This is a genomic window from Nocardia nova NBRC 15556 (assembly GCF_001613005.1).
Taxonomy (GTDB): Bacteria; Actinomycetota; Actinomycetes; order Mycobacteriales; family Mycobacteriaceae; genus Nocardia; species Nocardia nova.
Genome location: NZ_BDBN01000052.1, coordinates 54,795 through 71,444 on the forward strand (window position 1 = coordinate 54,795; position 16,650 = coordinate 71,444).

Annotated in this window: 16 protein-coding genes and 1 pseudogene; 9 read left to right on the forward strand and 8 right to left on the reverse strand. The window is 69.0% G+C overall.

Annotated features, from left to right (window positions below):
- Positions 1-68: 68 nt before the first annotated feature.
- Positions 69-1,163 carry an adenosine deaminase gene (locus tag NN2_RS21145; protein ID WP_063015627.1) on the forward strand — a complete coding sequence of 365 codons (1,095 nt, stop codon included), beginning with the start codon at positions 69-71 and terminating at the stop codon, positions 1,161-1,163.
- Positions 1,164-1,204: 41 nt separating this feature from the next.
- Here the strand turns inward: NN2_RS21145 and NN2_RS21150 are convergent, their stop codons facing one another.
- The 5 genes from NN2_RS21150 to NN2_RS21170 form a co-directional block, all read right to left on the reverse strand.
- Positions 1,205-2,467: a SatS C-terminal domain-containing protein gene (locus NN2_RS21150; protein ID WP_063015628.1), complete on the reverse strand. Its 1,263-nt coding sequence runs from the start codon at positions 2,465-2,467 to the stop codon at positions 1,205-1,207.
- Positions 2,468-2,500: 33 nt separating this feature from the next.
- Positions 2,501-2,833 (reverse strand): YbaB/EbfC family nucleoid-associated protein, encoded by a 333-nt coding sequence (locus NN2_RS21155; protein ID WP_030513580.1) that lies wholly within the window; start codon positions 2,831-2,833, stop codon positions 2,501-2,503.
- Positions 2,834-2,939: 106 nt separating this feature from the next.
- On the reverse strand, positions 2,940-3,290 hold the full coding sequence (locus NN2_RS21160; RefSeq protein WP_030513581.1) for a hypothetical protein: 351 nt from the start codon (positions 3,288-3,290) through the stop codon (positions 2,940-2,942).
- Entirely contained in the window at positions 3,287-4,429 is a 1,143-nt protein-coding gene (locus NN2_RS21165; protein WP_030513582.1) for an NlpC/P60 family protein, read from the reverse strand. Before NN2_RS21165 ends, NN2_RS21160 begins: the two co-directional genes overlap by 4 nt.
- Positions 4,426-4,746 (reverse strand): type VII secretion target, encoded by a 321-nt coding sequence (locus NN2_RS21170; RefSeq protein ID WP_063015644.1) that lies wholly within the window; start codon positions 4,744-4,746, stop codon positions 4,426-4,428. The genes NN2_RS21165 and NN2_RS21170 overlap by 4 nt, the downstream gene beginning before the upstream one ends.
- 146 nt (positions 4,747-4,892) lie before the next feature.
- Between NN2_RS21170 and upp the strand changes: the two genes are divergently transcribed.
- Entirely contained in the window at positions 4,893-5,522 is a 630-nt protein-coding gene (upp, locus tag NN2_RS21175; RefSeq protein WP_063015629.1) for a uracil phosphoribosyltransferase, read from the forward strand.
- A 65-nt stretch (positions 5,523-5,587) separates the two neighbouring features.
- Here the strand turns inward: upp and NN2_RS21180 are convergent, their stop codons facing one another.
- Positions 5,588-7,216: a phospho-sugar mutase gene (locus NN2_RS21180; protein WP_063015630.1), complete on the reverse strand. Its 1,629-nt coding sequence runs from the start codon at positions 7,214-7,216 to the stop codon at positions 5,588-5,590.
- Between the two features lie 9 nt (positions 7,217-7,225).
- Positions 7,226-8,005 (reverse strand): purine-nucleoside phosphorylase, encoded by a 780-nt coding sequence (locus NN2_RS21185; RefSeq protein WP_063015631.1) that lies wholly within the window; start codon positions 8,003-8,005, stop codon positions 7,226-7,228.
- Between the two features lie 101 nt (positions 8,006-8,106).
- Here NN2_RS21185 and NN2_RS21190 point away from each other — a divergent pair, with 101 nt between their 5' ends.
- The 4 genes from NN2_RS21190 to NN2_RS21205 all read left to right on the forward strand — a co-directional run bounded on the left by NN2_RS21190 (position 8,107) and on the right by NN2_RS21205 (position 12,591).
- Positions 8,107-9,015, forward strand: a complete 909-nt coding sequence (locus NN2_RS21190; RefSeq protein WP_063015632.1) for a ribonuclease Z — start codon at positions 8,107-8,109, stop codon at positions 9,013-9,015.
- Positions 9,016-9,103: 88 nt separating this feature from the next.
- Complete coding sequence (locus NN2_RS21195; protein WP_030513588.1) at positions 9,104-9,805, forward strand: enoyl-CoA hydratase-related protein; 702 nt, start codon at positions 9,104-9,106, stop codon at positions 9,803-9,805.
- 45 nt (positions 9,806-9,850) lie between these two features.
- A complete protein-coding gene (locus NN2_RS21200; protein ID WP_082857157.1) occupies positions 9,851-11,179 on the forward strand; it encodes a M20 family metallopeptidase in 1,329 nt (442 codons plus the stop codon).
- Between the two features lie 248 nt (positions 11,180-11,427).
- Complete coding sequence (locus tag NN2_RS21205; protein WP_063015646.1) at positions 11,428-12,591, forward strand: M20 family metallopeptidase; 1,164 nt, start codon at positions 11,428-11,430, stop codon at positions 12,589-12,591.
- Between the two features lie 62 nt (positions 12,592-12,653).
- Here the strand turns inward: NN2_RS21205 and NN2_RS21210 are convergent, their stop codons facing one another.
- Positions 12,654-13,136 carry a gamma-glutamylcyclotransferase gene (locus NN2_RS21210; RefSeq protein WP_063015633.1) on the reverse strand — a complete coding sequence of 161 codons (483 nt, stop codon included), beginning with the start codon at positions 13,134-13,136 and terminating at the stop codon, positions 12,654-12,656.
- Positions 13,137-13,337: 201 nt separating this feature from the next.
- Between NN2_RS21210 and NN2_RS21215 the strand changes: the two genes are divergently transcribed.
- From NN2_RS21215 to NN2_RS21225, 3 genes and pseudogenes are all read left to right on the forward strand, one after another.
- The gene (locus NN2_RS21215; protein WP_227462903.1) at positions 13,338-14,756 is read left to right on the forward strand and encodes an NAD(P)H-quinone dehydrogenase; all 1,419 of its coding nucleotides are present in this window, start codon (positions 13,338-13,340) and stop codon (positions 14,754-14,756) included.
- A gap of 354 nt (positions 14,757-15,110) precedes the next feature.
- Complete coding sequence (locus NN2_RS21220; protein WP_231983205.1) at positions 15,111-16,256, forward strand: hypothetical protein; 1,146 nt, start codon at positions 15,111-15,113, stop codon at positions 16,254-16,256.
- 84 nt (positions 16,257-16,340) lie between these two features.
- A pseudogene (locus NN2_RS21225) lies at positions 16,341-16,650 on the forward strand (hypothetical protein); the annotation flags it as partial.

Genomic DNA, 16,650 nt, shown 5'->3' on the forward strand with positions numbered 1-16,650 from the left:
GGCCGGCGGGCAGATGCACACCCGGCAAGTTGCCTGCACGGGCCCGCGAATGCGGATAGCGTCGTTACATGACTGGACCGATGCCTTTGACTCTCGCCTCGATCCGCCAGGCCCCCAAGGCCGTGCTGCACGACCATCTCGACGGTGGCCTGCGTCCCGCGACCGTGCTCGAACTGGCCGAGGACTGCGGATACGACCAGCTACCCGCCACCGACGCGCAGGCCCTGGCGCAGTGGTTCCGCGAAGCGGCCGACAGCGGATCGCTCGAGCGCTATCTGGAGACCTTCGCGCACACGGTGGCGGTGATGCAGACCCCGGAGGGACTGCGGCGGGTGGCGCGCGAATGCGCACTGGACCTGGCCGCAGACGGGGTGGTGTACGCCGAGGTCCGCTTCGCGCCCGAACAGCATCTCGAACGCGACCTCACTCTCGACGAGGTCGTCGAGCACACCCTGGCAGGCTTTCGCGAGGGCGAGCGGCTGGCCGCCGAAGCCGGCACCCCCATCCGGGTGACCTGCCTGCTCACCGCCATGCGTCACGCCGCCCGCTCCCGCGAGATCGCCGAGCTGACGGTGCGCTTCCGCGACCGCGGGGTCGGCGGATTCGACATCGCCGGAGCCGAGGCGGGCTATCCGCCCTCGCGGCATCTGGACGCCTTCGAATACATGCGCGCCAACTGTGCGCAGTTCACCATTCACGCCGGGGAGGCGTTCGGGCTGCCGTCGATCCACGAGGCGCTGGCGTTCTGCGGCTGCGATCGGCTCGGGCACGGGGTGCGGATCACCGACGACATCTTCGACGGCGACGGCTCCGAGCCCACCCTCGGGCTGGTGGCCAATTACGTTCGCGACAAACGGATTCCGCTCGAGCTGTGTCCCTCGTCCAATGTGCAGACCGGTGCCGTGCCGGCTCTGGACAAGCATCCGTTCGACCTGCTGGCGCGGTTGCGGTTCCGGGTCACCGTCAATACCGACAACCGGCTCATGAGCGATACCGACATGAGCCGGGAAATGTTGAAGCTGGTCGAAACCTTCGGCTACGGCTGGAGCGATCTGGAACGGTTCACGATCAACGCCATGAAGTCGGCGTTCATTCCGTTCCCGGATCGACTGCGCATCATCGACGAGGTGATCAAGCCCGGTTACGCCGTGCTGATCGGATGACCACCGCGTCCCTCGGCCGATGACCGCGCCTCGGGAACCGGCTAGCCCTTCTCCAGCCGGTTCTCGAAGGCCTGCTCCAGCGCTCGCCAGCTCTCGGCCTCGGCGGTGAACGGCGGACTCGGCGCCAGCCGGGTCGGGTCCGGCTCCAGCAGGTAGGAGACGTACCAGCCCAGCGGCGTCGACTTCGCCAGCGCCTGCTCGACGGAGTCGTCACCGACGTAATCGGCTGCGTCGGTGAACAATTCGACCGCCAGATCCAGCTGGTCGATATCGACCGCCTTGGGACCCTGGCCCAGGTCGTCGGCCAGGCCCGGCAGCACGTAGACGTTCTCCTCGGTGACCTCGACCTCGAGCGAACCGTCGACCGCCGCCGTGCGAACCTCGCCGTAGGTGCTGACCCGCGCCAGATCGTGGTCGTGATCGTCGGCCAGGTAGCGGGCCAGCGCGCGCTCGGAGGGGAAGACGGTGATGGTGCCGTCGTGGCCGAGGAACACCGGCTCGTCGTCCAGATAGCAACGCAGGGTGAAGAATTCGCCTTCGGACGTGACGATCTTGACCGGGTCGATGCCGACCTCGTGCCAGAAGGTCTCCTCTTCGTCCTCGTCGTCTTCCTCGTCGGTGTCCTCGTCCTCGTCGAGGTCGACCGGCTCGATATCGTCGTCGTCGGTGTCGGCGACGTCCTCGGCGTCGACGACGTTCTCCTCGGCGGCCAGCAGTTCCGCCTCCGCCACGGCCAGCGCTTCCTGGTCGACATCCGGAGAGGCCACCACAGAATCGATGGCATCGATGACCCGGTCCCAGTCCTTGGCGATCGCGTTGCCGACCTGGTCCCACAGCTGTTCGCCGTCGCGGCCGACGAACGCGGTCACACCCGCCGGCAGAGCGCCGAGGACGGGATGGGAGCCGAAGAACTTGGTGACCACCTCGAGTTCGCACACCTCGCCGATGGTGCGGACCATCTCGAGGGTCTCTTCCAGTTCGGCGATGGTCTCCGGGTCGGGTTCACCGGCCGCGAGTTCGGGAACGCCGACCAGATCGAAGACGTGCTCCTCCTGGGGTTCGAGCTCGGCGGCGGACAAACCCACGACGACCTTCCAGGACGGATGGTCCACCAGATCGTTGTCGTCGTTGGTCCGGATGAACGCGGCGAGCTCCGCGGGGGAGTCGAATCCGTAGAGCTCGTCCTCGTGACCGAGGAATGCCTCCCACTCGTCGTCACCGTCTCGCCAGCGCGGTGCCCACAGGGTGACCAGATCGCCGTCGGTGAGACCGAGCTCGATCGGGACGATGTCTCCAGAAGCCATGACCGGAAGCCTATCGAGCCGTCGCCTTCGGCACTATTCGGCCCGCCCCCCAACGTTTCCCGATTCGGGCGCGGTGAAGGCGGAATTGAGGGTGGCGACCACCTCCGAGCGCTGCTCTCCCGCATTCTGCGCCGCCTGCTGGCAGGCCCAGATGATCAACTGGCCCACTTCGGCCGGAGAATGCGAGGTGACGGCCTCGGACAGGTCCAGGCCGACCAGGGCGCCGTCGCTGTCGACCTCGACGCTCACCGAACCGTCCTCGGCGGTGAACCGGCCGCGCACGTTCTTCAGGTTGTAGAGCGCCGCCTCGAGGGCCTCGAGTTTATTCGTCGCCGCGGCGACGAGGGCATCCATTTCCGCGCTCACAGTGCGTCCTTTCCGGCAGATGCGCCAACGCTCATGCTGTGCTTGTCAACCGTACGAACGGGGCGCCGCGTGGTTACGCTCCGCAGCCTGTTTTGCCCGCGACCGTTCATACGGGCCTCATCCAGCTGGTGGGGCCGGTGTCCTCGTCGTCCATGCGGTCGAGTTCGTCGACGGCTTCCTGGCGGGTGGGCAGGCCCAATTTGTCCAGGATCTCGGTGGGCATGCCGGATTCGGCGAGCAGTTCGCGCCGGCGGGCCTTGGCGACGATCGCCGACCGCTTGGTCAGCCGCAGAATCTCCGCGGCCAAAGCCTGTGCGCCGTAACGGTATTCGCTGCGCTCGAATTTGATCTCCACCGGAATGCCCTGATCGGTGGCCCGCACACTGATGGTGCCGGCGCGATTGGTGCTGGCGGCGACCGTGACGCTCGGGATCTGCTGGTGCTGCGGCTGGCTCATGACGTCGGCCTGTAGAACCCGTGGAACGCCATTCCCATGTTCTCCGTTCGAATCGGGTCGATCTGCACCGGATCACCGGCCTCGACCATCTGTCCGTTACCGACGACCATCGCGACGTGACCGTCCCAGATGGCCAGATCGCCCGGCATGACATCGCCCGGGCTCACCGGTGTGGCGCCGGCACTCTGATCGCAGGCGAGTCGGGGCAGGTCGACGCCGGCCTCGCCGTAGGCCCACTTGGTCAGGCCGCTGCAGTCCAGGCCGGCCCCGGGGGTGTTGCCGCCCCAGACGTACGGCGTGCCGCAGGCGCTGATCGCGGCCTTGACCGCGGTGGCGGCCTTCTGATTGGGCGCCTCGACCTGGCTGCCGTCGGGCAGGGTGATCATGACGCCGCCGTGGCGGCCGGGCTTGTCGGCGCCGGACTGCTGGGCTCCGGGAGTCCTCGTGCCGCCCGAGCTCGACCGCGACTGCGTCGCCGCGGAGGCCGGGCTGGTCATGCTGCTCATCATCGAACCGCCGCTCGATACCAGACCGCCGAGCAGTGAACCGGCCGTCTGGGCGCCGGTGCTCAGCGCGGGTGCGGCGGCCGCGGCCGCGGCCACCGGAGCGCTCGACATGGACGGCGTCGGCGGGGGCGGGGTGAGGTCGTTCATGGAGGTGGTGTGCGTGTCGAGTTCCGACCGCACCCGGCCGACCACGCCGAGCGCCTGGCCGAAATGGTCGATCGCGGAGTTCACCACGGTGATCAGTCCCGGGGGAGTCGTCACCGCGGGCCCCAGCGCCGTGACCGACTGCACGAACGACTGGACGATTCCGTCGAGTTCCTTCTGGCCCGTCTGCACCGAGGCGGCGGCCTGGCTGACCACATCGGCCATATCGTTGCCGCGATCCGACATCGCGGCCGCCGAGGTCTGTACCTTGAGCGCCTTGTCCATCGCCGCGTCGCCACCACCGCCGTTCCAGGCGTTGGTCATCTGATTGATGCTCGCGCTACCGGCCTGATGAATTCCGTCGAGATGGGTGGACACCTGGCGCAGCGCATCGGCCGGGCCGCCGGCGGGCAGCACCCCGGAGCCGAAGCTGGTGAGCAGATCGATGAGTGGTTGGGCGAGTGCGTCGAGATCGATGACGCCCGTCATCCGATCGGGCCTTCCGCGGCGCGCAGGGCGGCGGCGTGGGCGGCGTCGGTTTCGGAATAGGTGGCGGCGGCGCCCGTCGCGGCGGCTCCCACACTGCCCATCACCGCGGACAGTTCGCCGATCCCCGCGACATGCCCGGCATGGGCCGCGGCATAGGCGGCGACGAAATCGCCCCCCACCAAACCGAAGATCGTACCGAGCAGGACCGGGTCGGCGCCGGCGGCGCCCGCCGCGGCCACACCCATTTCACCGGCCAGTCCCGCAGCTGTGGCACCGTAGGCGGCGACGCCCTCGGTGTCGACCGAGATCCTGTGCATCAACATCCCCCATCGTGCTGGTCTGGTGGCAGATTACGTCATCCGAGTAGTTCGACGCATGCCCCTGCGCAACGGTTCCCACTCCGGTTGCGGAAATCCGCCCTCGGTTGCCGATTTCCAACCCCGACAGACCTTATCGTTCCCTCATGCGTACGCATATCGTGGAACACCCGCTGACGGTCACCCTCCTGACGACCATGCGCGATGCCCGCACATCCAACGCGGGATTCCGGGCGGCACTGGCCGATCTGACCGGATTCCTCGTCTACGAAGCGCTGCGGGAAGCCCCGACCCACACCTTCGACATCGACACCCCGGTGGCGCCGACCCGGGGCGCCCGGCTGGCGCAACCACCGCTGCTGGTGCCGGTCTTGCGCGCCGGCCTCGGCATGGTCGACGCCGCCAGTGCGCTGATTCCGGAATCCCGTGTCGGTTTCGTCGGCGTGGCGCGCGACGAGCAGACCCATCGGCCGGTGCCGTACATGGAATCGCTGCCGGCGGACCTGTCGGGCCTGCCGGTCTTCGTCCTCGATCCGATGCTGGCCACCGGTGGATCGATGCGCCACACCCTGGAACTGCTGTCCGCCCGCAACGCCACCGACATCACCGCCATCTGCGTCGTCGCCGCCCCGGAAGGCATTGCCGCGCTGGAGAAATCGGGTCTGCCGGTGCGACTGGTGACCGCCGCGGTCGACTCCGGACTCAATGCCGACGCCTTCATCGTGCCGGGGCTGGGTGACGCCGGCGACCGCCAATTCGGCCCGCGCCACGACTGATGCCGCCCGGGTAGCATCCAGCCGAACCGCGGGATCGGTAGGGTTCGCGCGGAAGGCTCAGCTGTTCACAACTTCTCGCAGAACTCGCGCAGTGCCGAGAGTCGTTGTGCTGCAACCGCTTTCGACGAAGTCAGCGAGTCGCGGTCGCGAACCGGCTCGACGACCTCCAAATAGCATTTGAGTTTCGGCTCGGTACCCGAGGGGCGGATGACGATGCGCTGCCCCTCGCCTTCGAAGATCAAGGCGTCGGTGCGCATCCGGCCGCGAACCGTGGCCAGGTCGGTGCAGGTGACGGGCACGCCCGCGATGACATCGGGCGGCGTATCGCGCAGGCGGGCAACGGCTCGAGCGGCAACCGCCTGATCGGGCAATCGCAGCGAGACCTGGTCGCCGGCGTGCAGGCCGAATTCCACGGCGTAGTCGTCGAGGACGTCGAGCAGGGAACGCCCCTGCTCGCGCAGGCGGGCGGTGAGGTCGGCGGCGGCGACGGCGGCGGTGATGCCGTCCTTGTCGCGCACGGCAGCCGGATCGACGCAGTGGCCGATGGCCTCCTCGTAGGCGTACACGAGGCCCTCCCCGGCGCGTGCCAGCCATTTGAATCCGGTGAGCGTCTCGGCGTACCGGGCCCCGCGCGCCGGCGCGAGTTTCCCCAGCAGTCGCGACGATACTACGGTGGTCGCGACCAGCGCGTCCGGTGCCGCGTTGCGCAGGACGTAATCGGCCAGCAGCACACCGGTTTCGTCGCCGCGCAGCATGCGCCACCCGTTCGGGCCGGGGACCGCGAGCGCGCAGCGATCGGCATCGGGATCGAGTGCGACGGCGAGGTCGGCGTCGATCTTCTCCGCCAGTGCCAGCAGCAGATCCGCGGCGCCCGGCTCCTCCGGATTCGGGAACGCCACGGTCGGGAAGTCCGGATCGGGTGCGAACTGTTCCTCGACCACATGGACGTCGTGGAACCCGGCGGCGGCCAGCGCGGCCACCGCCGTCTCGCCGCCGACGCCGTGCATGGGAGTCAGCGCGATCCGGATATCGGGGCGCTGCACCGTCATTCGGTCTCCCGCAATCGGTTCGCCGTCGCGGTCCTCGTTCGCGGTGTGGTGGCCCGCATGGACCGGAATCGTTCGCGCGCCGCCGATCGCCTCGGGCACGGCAGCGGCTCGCGCCAGATAGCGGCGGACGAGTTCCTCGCCGAGTTCGGCTCGCCCGGCATCATCGGGCAGCGACAGGATCGACGGTGAGGGGGCGCCGGCGGCCGGATCGGTGCGGGCGATCGGTTCGGTGACCGCATCGATACAGCGCTCGATCTCGGTGTCGGCGGGCGGGATCAGCTGGGAACCGCCGTCCAGATAGAGCTTGTACCCGTTGTCCGTGGCGGGGTTGTGGGACGCCGTGATCTGCACGCCGGCCACCGCACCCAGCTCCCGTACCGCGAACGCCACGATCGGCGTCGGCAGCGGCTGTGGCAGGAGCAGCACCGAAAAGCCCGCTGCGGCAAACACTTCCGCGGTGACCGTGGCGAACTCCGCGGAGCCGTGCCGGGCGTCGCGACCGACGATCACCAGACCACCGCCGAGGCAGCGGTCCCGGAGCCACGCCGCCACACCGGCGCTCGCGCGTGCCACGGTGCCGATGTTCATCCCGTCCGGCCCCTCCTGGAGCGGGCCGCGCAGACCTGCCGTTCCGAATCGCAACATGGCGGCCGCCTACAGCCGTTCCAGCACACCGCGCAACAATTTGCCCAATCTCGGTGCGGCGGCCTGCCCTTCGGCGAGTACCTCCTGGTGGGACAGCGGTGCGCCGGTCACGCCCGCGGCCAGATTGGTCACCAGCGATATGCCCAGCAGCCGCAGCCCCAGCGAGCGGGCCGCGATCGCCTCCAGCACGGTCGACATGCCGACCAGATCGGCGCCCATGCCGCCGAGCATACGGATCTCGGCGGGCGTCTCGTACTGCGGTCCGTTCAGGCCCGCGTAGACGCCCTCACTCAACGACGGGTCGATTTCCCTTGCCAGCGTGCGCAATTCGGGATCCCAGGCATCGACCATGTTCACGAACGCGGCACCGGTGAGCGGAGTGCGCCCGGTGAGATTGAGGTGATCGCTGATCAGCACGGGCTCGCCGACGCGCAGGCCCGGACGGATACCGCCCGCGGCGTTGGTGAGGATCACCGTCTCGGCACCCGCCGCGGCCGCCGCGTGCACCGCGTGCACCACCCGATGCGGTTCGTAGCCCTCGTAGAGGTGCTGGCGGCCCATCATCAGCAGCACCGGCACCTCACCGACCGCCACCGAATGCACGATGCCCTGATGGCCCTGCGCCGTCGGCGGTTCGAAGCCGGGCAGCTCGGTCATCGGAATCGACGCCCGCGGCGCTCCGATCTCGGTGGCGGCGGACTGCCAGCCGGATCCGAGTACCACCGCGACCCGATGGTGCGTGACTCCCGTACGTGTGGCGATCGCCTCGGCGGCCTGTTCGGCAAGCATGCGCCCACGATAGTGCGCCGACGGGCCAGTTGTGCGCGTCGCGGGCCGGACACGACCACCGCCGCCGGGCGCGGTCGCCGGGGCGGGGGCAGGATGGTGCCGTGCGTGAACTCGTGGTCCTCGGGACGGCCAGTCAGGTGCCGACCCGCCGACGCAATCACAACGGATATCTGTTGCGCTGGGACGGTGACGGCCTGCTGTTCGATCCTGGCGAGGGGACGCAGCGGCAGATGCTGTTCGCGGGGGTTTCGGCGAGTGCCATCACCCGGATCGGGCTGACGCACTTCCACGGTGATCACTGCCTGGGCCTGCCCGGGGTGCTGGCGCGGCTGAATCTGGACCAGGTGACCCATCCGGTCGACATCTGCTTCCCGGAATCGGGTGCCGATCTGCTCACGCACCTGCGCGGGGTGGTACCCCCGTTTCCCGGTCTGCGCGAACATCCGATCGACGCGGACGGTCCGGTGCCGCTGCCCGACGCGCCGTTCACCTTCGAGGCCGTGCGGCTGTCGCATGGCATCGACACCTTCGGGTACCGGCTGGTCGAACCCGACAGCCATCGGATCCTGCCGGAGCGGCTCGCCGAATTCGGCCTGGCGGGTCCGGTGGTCGGGGCACTGCAGCGCGAAGGCGCGGTGCGACTGCCCGACGGCCGCACGGTCACCGTCGACGAGGTCTCGGCCCCGCGGCCCGGACAGCGCTTCGCCTTCGTGATGGACACCCGAATGTGTTCGGGCGTAGCGGAATTGGCCGAAGGCGCCGATATGCTCGTCATCGAGTCGACCTTCCTGGAGGCCGAGGCGCAGCTGGCCGACGATTTCGGCCATCTCACCGCGGGGCAGGCGGCACGCGTGGCCGCGGAGGCGGGCGTGCGGACCCTCGTCCTCACCCATTTCTCGCAGCGCTACGGCGAGCTGTCCGGACACCGGGCCGAGGCGGAGCGGTATTTCGACGGGGAGCTGGTGATCGCCGAGGATCTGATGCGGGTGCCGATCCCGCCACGTCGCTGACACGTACCCGGCCGGTGATGACAACTCGTCGGTAACTTGGCCGGGGGTGTGATGCGGCCGTTCATACGGCGCTGCATATTCTCTGCCTATGCCGTACTTGGACCGTGACGGGGACGTATTCGTGCTCTACCTCGGCAACGAGGGTCAGACCGACAGCGAGAACCGCTTCCACCCCGACTGGATCGACGCCTTCCACGCGAAACTGGACGAGGTAGAGGCCGCCGAGGGGCCGGCGGCGCTGGTCACGGTGGCCACCGGAAAGTTCTTCAGCAACGGCCTGGACACCGACTGGCTGTTCGGCAACATGGACAAGATGCACTGGTACCTGGACCGGGTGCATTCCGTCTTCAGCCGGTTGCTGGCCTTCGGTATGCCGACCGTCGCCGCGCTGAACGGCCACGCCTTCGGCGCCGGCGCCATGCTGGCCACCTCGCACGACTTCCGGGTGATGCGCTCGGATCGCGGGTACTGGTGCCTGCCCGAGGTTCACCTCGGGATGCCGTTCACGGTCGCGATGAACGCGCTCGTCACCGAACGGCTGACCAACCAGGTCGCGCTCGAGGCGATGACCACGGGCCGGCGCTACGGCGCCGCCGACGCGATCGCCGCGGGCATCGTCGACGAGGCGGCCGAGGCGGACGGCGTTCTGGCCGCGGCCGTGGCGCGGGCCGCGGCGCTGACCGGCAACCGCAAGCCGAATCTGCCGGTCATCAAGCGTGCGCTGCACGGACGGGCGCTCGCGGGCCTGAATACCCCGACCACACCGGAGAATCTCGCCTTCGGCTCCTGATAACCCGATGATCATCGCGTGGCGCACAGTGCGAGACTGTGTGCCATGCCACGCAGCGGGGACGAACGCAGCTGGAGTCGAACGGGCCGGTCGGCGCACCGGGCCGCGGCGCCCGGCTGCGCCTGCGCCGACGATGCCGGTGCCGACGATGCTCGTGCCGACGATTTCGACGCGCAGGTGGCCCCGGCCGATCCTGCCCTCCTCGCCGCCGCCGATGCCGCGGTCACGGCCGCCGAATCGGATCTGATCGCCCTCTCGCATTCCATTCACGCCGAACCCGAGCTGGCGTTCGCCGAGCACCACAGTGTCGCCAAGACGCTGGTCCCGCTGCGTGAGCGCGGATTCGGTATCGAGACGCCGGTCGCGGACCTGGACACCGCCTTCGTCGCCACCTACGGCAGCGGTGATCTGGTGGTCGGAATCTGCGCCGAATACGACGCGCTGCCCGAGATCGGTCACGCCTGCGGCCACAACATCATCGCCGCGGCGGCGGTGGGCGCGGGCCTGGCCCTGGCCGAGGTGGCCGATCGGTGCGGCCTCACCGTGAAGGTGTTCGGCACGCCGGCCGAGGAGAGCGGCGGCGGCAAGGTGCTGATGCTCGAGCGCGGCGTCTTCGACGGGGTCGCGATGGCCCTGATGGTGCACCCGGGTCCGCTGGACATCGTGGGTGCGCGGTCGCTGGCGCTGGCCGATCTGTCGGTGTCCTTCCACGGCCGCGAGGCACATGCCAGCGCCGCGCCGGAGTACGGCCGCAACGCCGGGGACGCCGCCACCGTCGCGCAGGTCGCACTGGGTCTGCTGCGTCAGCATCTGCGCCCCGGCCAGCAACTCCACGGTATAGTCGAGTCGGGCGGTGTTGCCCCGAATATCGTGCCCGGCCATGCGGAACTGTTGTATTACCTGCGGGCAGACGATTCCGCATCCCTCGACGATCTGCTGCAGCGCGCCTCGGCCTGCTTCGAGGCGGGAGCGCTGGCGACCGGATGCACCCATGAAATCCGGGCGCTGGCGCCCACATATACCGAGCTCACGCCGGATTCCGCACTACTGTGTGCCTACCGCGAGCAAATCATCGGTATGGGTCGCATGCCGCTCGCGCCGGACCTCGAGGCAGCACGGCCGCTGGGCAGTACCGATATGGGCAATGTCACCAACGTCATTCCCGGCATCCACCCGGTTATCGGCATCGAGGCGAACGGCGCGGTGACACACCAGCGGGAGTTCGCCGCGGCCTGCGTGACGCCGTCGGCCGATCTCGCGGTGGCCGACGGGGCGCGGGCACTGGCCCGTACCGCAATCCAGGTTGCGGGCGATCAACTACACAGGGACAGGTTGTTGGAGCGCAGTATTCAGCGACAGGAGGAAATTCGGTGAGCACGATCGGCCGGTCATCACCGGCGGGCCGCGAAGGAGATGCCGCGGCGGGTCGCGGCGACGATACCGCCACCGGTTCGGAGGACGACTCCGCGACCGGTGCGCGCCCTTCCGCGGCGGCGGGCCGCGCAGCAGCAGCCCCGGGCCTGCAGAGCAAGGCGGCCACACCGGGCCTGCAGGGCAAGGCGCTGGGCCCGGAGGCCGGCACGTGTCGGCACACTGGGCTCGCGACCGGACGGCAGGCGGAGATCACGGCCGGACAGGCGGCGGTCGAGGCGTGGCTGCGTGACCACGGTGACGATCTGATCGGCTGGCGCCGCCACATCCACGCCAATCCGGAACTGTCCCGCGCCGAGCACGGCACCACCGAATTCGTCGAGTCCTGGCTGGTGAAGGCCGGTCTGGAACCGCGCAAACTGCCCACCGGCACCGGTTTGATCTGCGATATCGGCCCGGCGGGGCCACGCCTGGCCCTGCGCGCCGATATGGATGCGCTCCCGCTGCAGGAGTACACCGGCCGGCCGTTCGCCTCGACCGTCCCCGGGGTATCCCACGCCTGCGGTCACGACGCGCACACCGCGATCCTGCTCGGCACCGCCCTGGCCCTCGCCGAGATGGACGAACTGCCGGTCGGCGTCCGGTTGGTCTTCCAGCACGCCGAGGAGGTCATGCCCGGCGGTGCCATCGATATGGTCGCCGCGGGTGCGATGGACGACGTCTCGCGGGTGTTCGCCCTGCACTGCGATCCCCGGCTCGAGGTCGGCCGGATCGGGGTGCGGGTCGGAGCCATCACCTCGGCCGCCGACACCGTGGAACTGGTGCTCGACTCGCCGGGCGGGCACACCTCCCGGCCGCATCTGACCAGCGATCTGGTCTATGCCATCGGCACCGTCATCACCGGCCTGCCGGGTCTGCTCAGCCGTCGCATCGATCCGCGAACCAGCACGGTGATGGTGTGGGGCGCGGTATCGGCGGGTAAGGCGCCCAATGCGATTCCGCAGACCGGCATGCTTACCGGCACCGTGCGGACCGGGGATCACACCACCTGGTCGCTGCTCGAGCCGATGGTCCGCGAAATCGTCGACGGACTGCTCGCCCCGACCGGCGTGCGATATCAGCTGAACTACAAGCGCGGCGTGCCGCCGGTGGTCAACGACGAATTCTCCACCCGGATGTTCGAGGACGCGATTCTCGGTCTGGGCCCGGACGCGCTCTCGGATACTCCGCAGTCGGGCGGTGGCGAGGACTTCTCCTGGTACCTCGAGGAGGTTCCGGGTGCGATGGCGCGGCTGGGCGTGTGGTCGGGCGAGGGCCCGCAACTGGACATCCACCAGCCGACCTTCGACATCGACGAGCGCGCGCTGGCGGCCGGCGTGCGCGTGATGACCAATCTGGTCCTGCAGGCACGCTGACCGGGCGGCCCGCCCGGTGCGAACTCGGCGGGCTGTTCGGCTCTGCCCCCGCGGTCGTCCGGCTACATCGAGCCGAAAGTCCCCGGACCGACGTTGCGGCTGTTGCGGGTGCGCAGCGCGTGGACGTAATCGGCCGGGGCTCCGGCTTTTTCGGCCGCGTCGGCGATCACACCGATGTAGCGGGCCGAGGGCAGCCCGCCCTCGTAGGCATCCAGCACGTACAGCCACGCCAAACCCGGCTGCGTACCCGTGCCCGAATTGGGCGAGACCCGGAGCCGGATCTTCTTGTGGATACCGAAATCCGAACCCTCCCACCGGTCGAGGCTCTGCTCGTCCTCGGCGGAGACGTCGTACAGCACGACGAAGACCCGGGAGCCCGGATCCTCGACCACCGTCGCGAGCGGCCCTTCCCAGCCGATGTCGTCGCCGGCGAAGGTCAGGCGCCACCCTTCCAGCCAGCCCGTTCCGTAGACGGGGGAGTGCGGACAGCGCTTGAGCATCTGCTCCGGGTCCATATTGGATCCGTAGGCGGCGTATATCGGCACCTGGCAAGAGTATCGAATGTAGGGACCGCTTGTTTCGATCCGGCCGGGTTCGGGCCCTTTCTGTCTTCGGCGAGGCGGGCGAATGTCCGGAGAATTACCGGAAGGTGACACGCGCAACGTCACCCATGACGCGGTCAAAACGATGAGGAGCAGGACCGATAACGTTGACGGCAGTGCCGGAGATCCCGGCCGGACGGCTCGATAGCGGAGGTACACATGGCCCGCATTGCAATCATCGGGGGCGGCCCCGCCGGCTACGAGGCGGCGTTGGTGGCAGCTCAGCACGGAGCCACGGTCACCGTGATCGACTCCGACGGTATCGGTGGCGCATGCGTGCTGTGGGACTGCGTCCCGTCCAAGACCTTCATCGCTTCGACCGGGGTGCGCACCGACCTGCGCCGCGCGCGTGATCTGGGCATCACGCTGCACATGGCGCAGGCGCAGGTGCGATTGTCGGAGGTCAACTCCCGGGTGAAGGCGCTGGCGCAGGCGCAGTCGTCCGACATCCGGTCCAAGTTGCAGGCCGCCGGAGTCACCATCCTCAACGGCCGCGGTCAGCTGATCGACCAGATCGCCGGTCTGGCCACACATCTGGTGCGCGCGACGCTCGCCGACGGCACCGAACGGGTGATGGAGGCCGAGATCGTCCTGATCGCCACCGGCGCCAGCCCGCGGGTGCTGCGCGGCGCCGAACCCGACGGTGAGCGCATTCTCACCTGGCGTCAGCTCTACGACGTCAAGGAGCTGCCGGAAACGCTGGTCGTGGTCGGCTCCGGTGTCACGGGCGCCGAATTCGTCTCCGCGTACACCGAGATGGGCGTGAAGGTGAAGCTCGTCTCCAGCCGCGACCGGATGATGCCGGGAGAGGACGCCGACGCCGCGCTGGTCCTCGAGGACGCCCTGGCCGAACGCGGGGTGGAGCTCGTCAAGCAGGCCCGGGCCGACGCCGTCGAGCGGACCGCGGACGGGATCGTGGTCAAACTGTCCGACGGGCGCACGGTCACCGGCTCCCATGCGCTGATGACGGTCGGTTCCACGCCCAATACCCAGGATCTGGGCCTCGAGCGCATCGGCATCGAACTCGACCGCGGCGGCTATCTGCGCGTCGACCGCGTCTCGCGGACGGCCGTGCCCGGGATCTATGCCGCCGGCGACTGCACCGGGCTGCTGCCGCTGGCCTCGGTCGCGGCGATGCAGGGCCGGATCGCGATGTATCACGCACTCGGCGAGGGCGTGCAGCCGATCCGGTTGAAGACGGTCGCCTCCGCGGTGTTCACTCGGCCCGAGATCGCCACGGTCGGTGTCAGCCAGACCGCGATCGACAACGGTGAGGTGCCCGCGCGCACGGTGATGCTGCCGCTCAACACCAATCCGCGGGCCAAGATGTCGGGCCTGCGCCGCGGTTTCGTGAAGATCTTCTGCCGGCCCGCCACCGGCGTGGTGATCGGTGGCGTGGTGGTCGCGCCCATCGCCTCCGAACTGATCCTGCCGATCGCGATCGCGGTACAGAACAACCTGACGGTGAACGACCTGGCACAGACGTTCTCGGTGTACCCGTCGCTGTCCGGATCGGTCACCGAGGCGGCGCGGCAACTGATGCGTCACGACGACCTCGATTAGTGGGCGGCTGCTGTTTCAAATGTGCTGCCCCGCTTGACGTTTTGCCGGACGGAGTGCGGCTTCCCACGGCCGGGTAGCACCAGTTGCCTGAAACTTGTTCGTGTGGTTCACTTCCGGCAGAGATGTCAGTGGTGGGCGGTTGGCAGGTTCACGTGCGGGGGGAATGCAATCTTTCCCGGGCCGGGAATCCGCGAGCGGCTCGCGGACCGCAGCAGGGTGCGGGCCGGACATCGATGAGGGACCAATGGAGACGGCCCCATCGGACGGCGTTCGTCGGTCGGTGGCAGTGGCCGAGCTCGGGAAAGGGATTGCGAGACAGTGAAACATCGTAAGCCGAGTCGGGCGCAGCGAGCGATGGCCACGACGTCGTTGCCACTGGCCACCGCGGCCGCCGTGGCAACCATCCTCGCGTCGGGTACGGCGAGTGCCGCGCCGGCCGATCAGCCGAGCGTGCCGACCACTCCGGCGCAGCCGGGCGCCACCAACGAGGCCCCCGCGCAGGACAACAACAACAACGGCCAGAGCCAGAACGCGCCGGGCACGCAGGAGAACGCCCCGCAGCAGAACGGCACTCAGCAGAACGGGCCGCAGCAGAACAACAACCAGCAGAACGGGACCCAGCAGAATGGGCCCCAGCGCAACGGCAATCCGCAGCCGGGCGTCACCACCCCCAATCAGCCGGGTGTCACCACGCCGAACCAGCCGGGCGTCACCACCCCGCAGCCGGGCGTCACGACCCCGAACCAGAACGCGCCGAAGCCGGACCAGAACCTGGCCTCGCCGACGCAGCCGGGTGTGACCACCCCGCGTGTCGCGCCGCTGCCGGTGCCGGGTCAGGGCAGCCAGGTGCAGCCGGCCGTCGTTCCGGACCAGCCCACCCCGAACGGTCAGGCCGACCAGCTGAAGCCGGGTCAGCAGTCGCCGGACCAGACCGTGGGCACCCCGAACAAGCCGCAGTCGCACGACGGCAGCATGGACACGCTGCGTAGCCAGCAGGGCAACTCGGCCCCTTCGCAGCAGGCGCAGTGGACCTCTCCGAGCCTGCAGTCCGCACCGGCCGCGCCGGTCGTGCAGATGAACGGCCCGCACACCGAGGTCGGCGCCAACGTCGACGGTGGCGGGCTGCTGCCGGGCTACGTGGCCAACACCCACCACTTCAGCAACCTCGACGGGTATGTCGGCACGGTCGGCTACAGCACTCCCAACGGGGTGGGCGACGCTGGTGTGTCGGTGGAGTTCGTCGAGGCGAACAAGGTCAAGATCACCTCGTACACCCACGCCACCGGCTTCGACGACATGAAGTCCGAGAGCTACGTCGACACCACCCAGGCCAATGCGGCCAAGGCGGCCGTCGAGGGCTGGATCAAGCAGCAGCCGGGCGGCGCCGCGGCACTGGATGCGGCCGCTCAGATTGGTAGACTCCCGCAGGGTGATATCGCTCCGCAAACGGTGAATGTCGCTGGTGCGACCACACAGTGGGGTGGCACGGTCCAGTACTGATCCAGTACTGATACAGACTGAATCGGCGCATGGGGCGGTCGTTCGCGACCGCCCCATGCGTGTGTCTCGGGGAAGGAACGGGTGATGGCCTCCGGCGACGATCAGGGCCGGGACGAAGGCGAGTCGGAATTCGGCCCGCCGGTTTCCGGATTCGGACCACCGCTGAACGATTTCGGGCCGCCGACGGGTGAAACGGGTGCGGTCGGCTGGGCGCCGGTCGGAGAACCGGAGCGTCCCACACTGGGCTGGCAGCCCGCCGACACTCCCGCGGCGCCGTCCGTACCGCCGCCGCCCGCGCAGTACCGCGCGCCGGATTCGACCGCGGCGCCCGAAACCGTTCGCCACCCGGCACCGGAGACGCCACGCGCGCCCGAAACCGTGCGGACGCCCGCGC

Coding starts and splice junctions, on each gene's coding strand:
- NN2_RS21145 (WP_063015627.1), top strand. CDS start 69: ATGACTGGACCGATGCCTTTGACTCTCGCCTCGATCCGCCAGGCCCCC.
- NN2_RS21150 (WP_063015628.1), bottom strand. CDS start 2,467: ATGGCTTCTGGAGACATCGTCCCGATCGAGCTCGGTCTCACCGACGGC.
- NN2_RS21160 (WP_030513581.1), bottom strand. CDS start 3,290: ATGAGCCAGCCGCAGCACCAGCAGATCCCGAGCGTCACGGTCGCCGCC.
- NN2_RS21165 (WP_030513582.1), bottom strand. CDS start 4,429: ATGACGGGCGTCATCGATCTCGACGCACTCGCCCAACCACTCATCGAT.
- NN2_RS21170 (WP_063015644.1), bottom strand. CDS start 4,746: ATGCACAGGATCTCGGTCGACACCGAGGGCGTCGCCGCCTACGGTGCC.
- upp (WP_063015629.1), top strand. CDS start 4,893: ATGCGTACGCATATCGTGGAACACCCGCTGACGGTCACCCTCCTGACG.
- NN2_RS21180 (WP_063015630.1), bottom strand. CDS start 7,216: ATGTTGCGATTCGGAACGGCAGGTCTGCGCGGCCCGCTCCAGGAGGGG.
- NN2_RS21185 (WP_063015631.1), bottom strand. CDS start 8,005: ATGCTTGCCGAACAGGCCGCCGAGGCGATCGCCACACGTACGGGAGTC.
- NN2_RS21195 (WP_030513588.1), top strand. CDS start 9,104: ATGCCGTACTTGGACCGTGACGGGGACGTATTCGTGCTCTACCTCGGC.
- NN2_RS21200 (WP_082857157.1), top strand. CDS start 9,851: ATGCCACGCAGCGGGGACGAACGCAGCTGGAGTCGAACGGGCCGGTCG.
- NN2_RS21220 (WP_231983205.1), top strand. CDS start 15,111: ATGGCCACGACGTCGTTGCCACTGGCCACCGCGGCCGCCGTGGCAACC.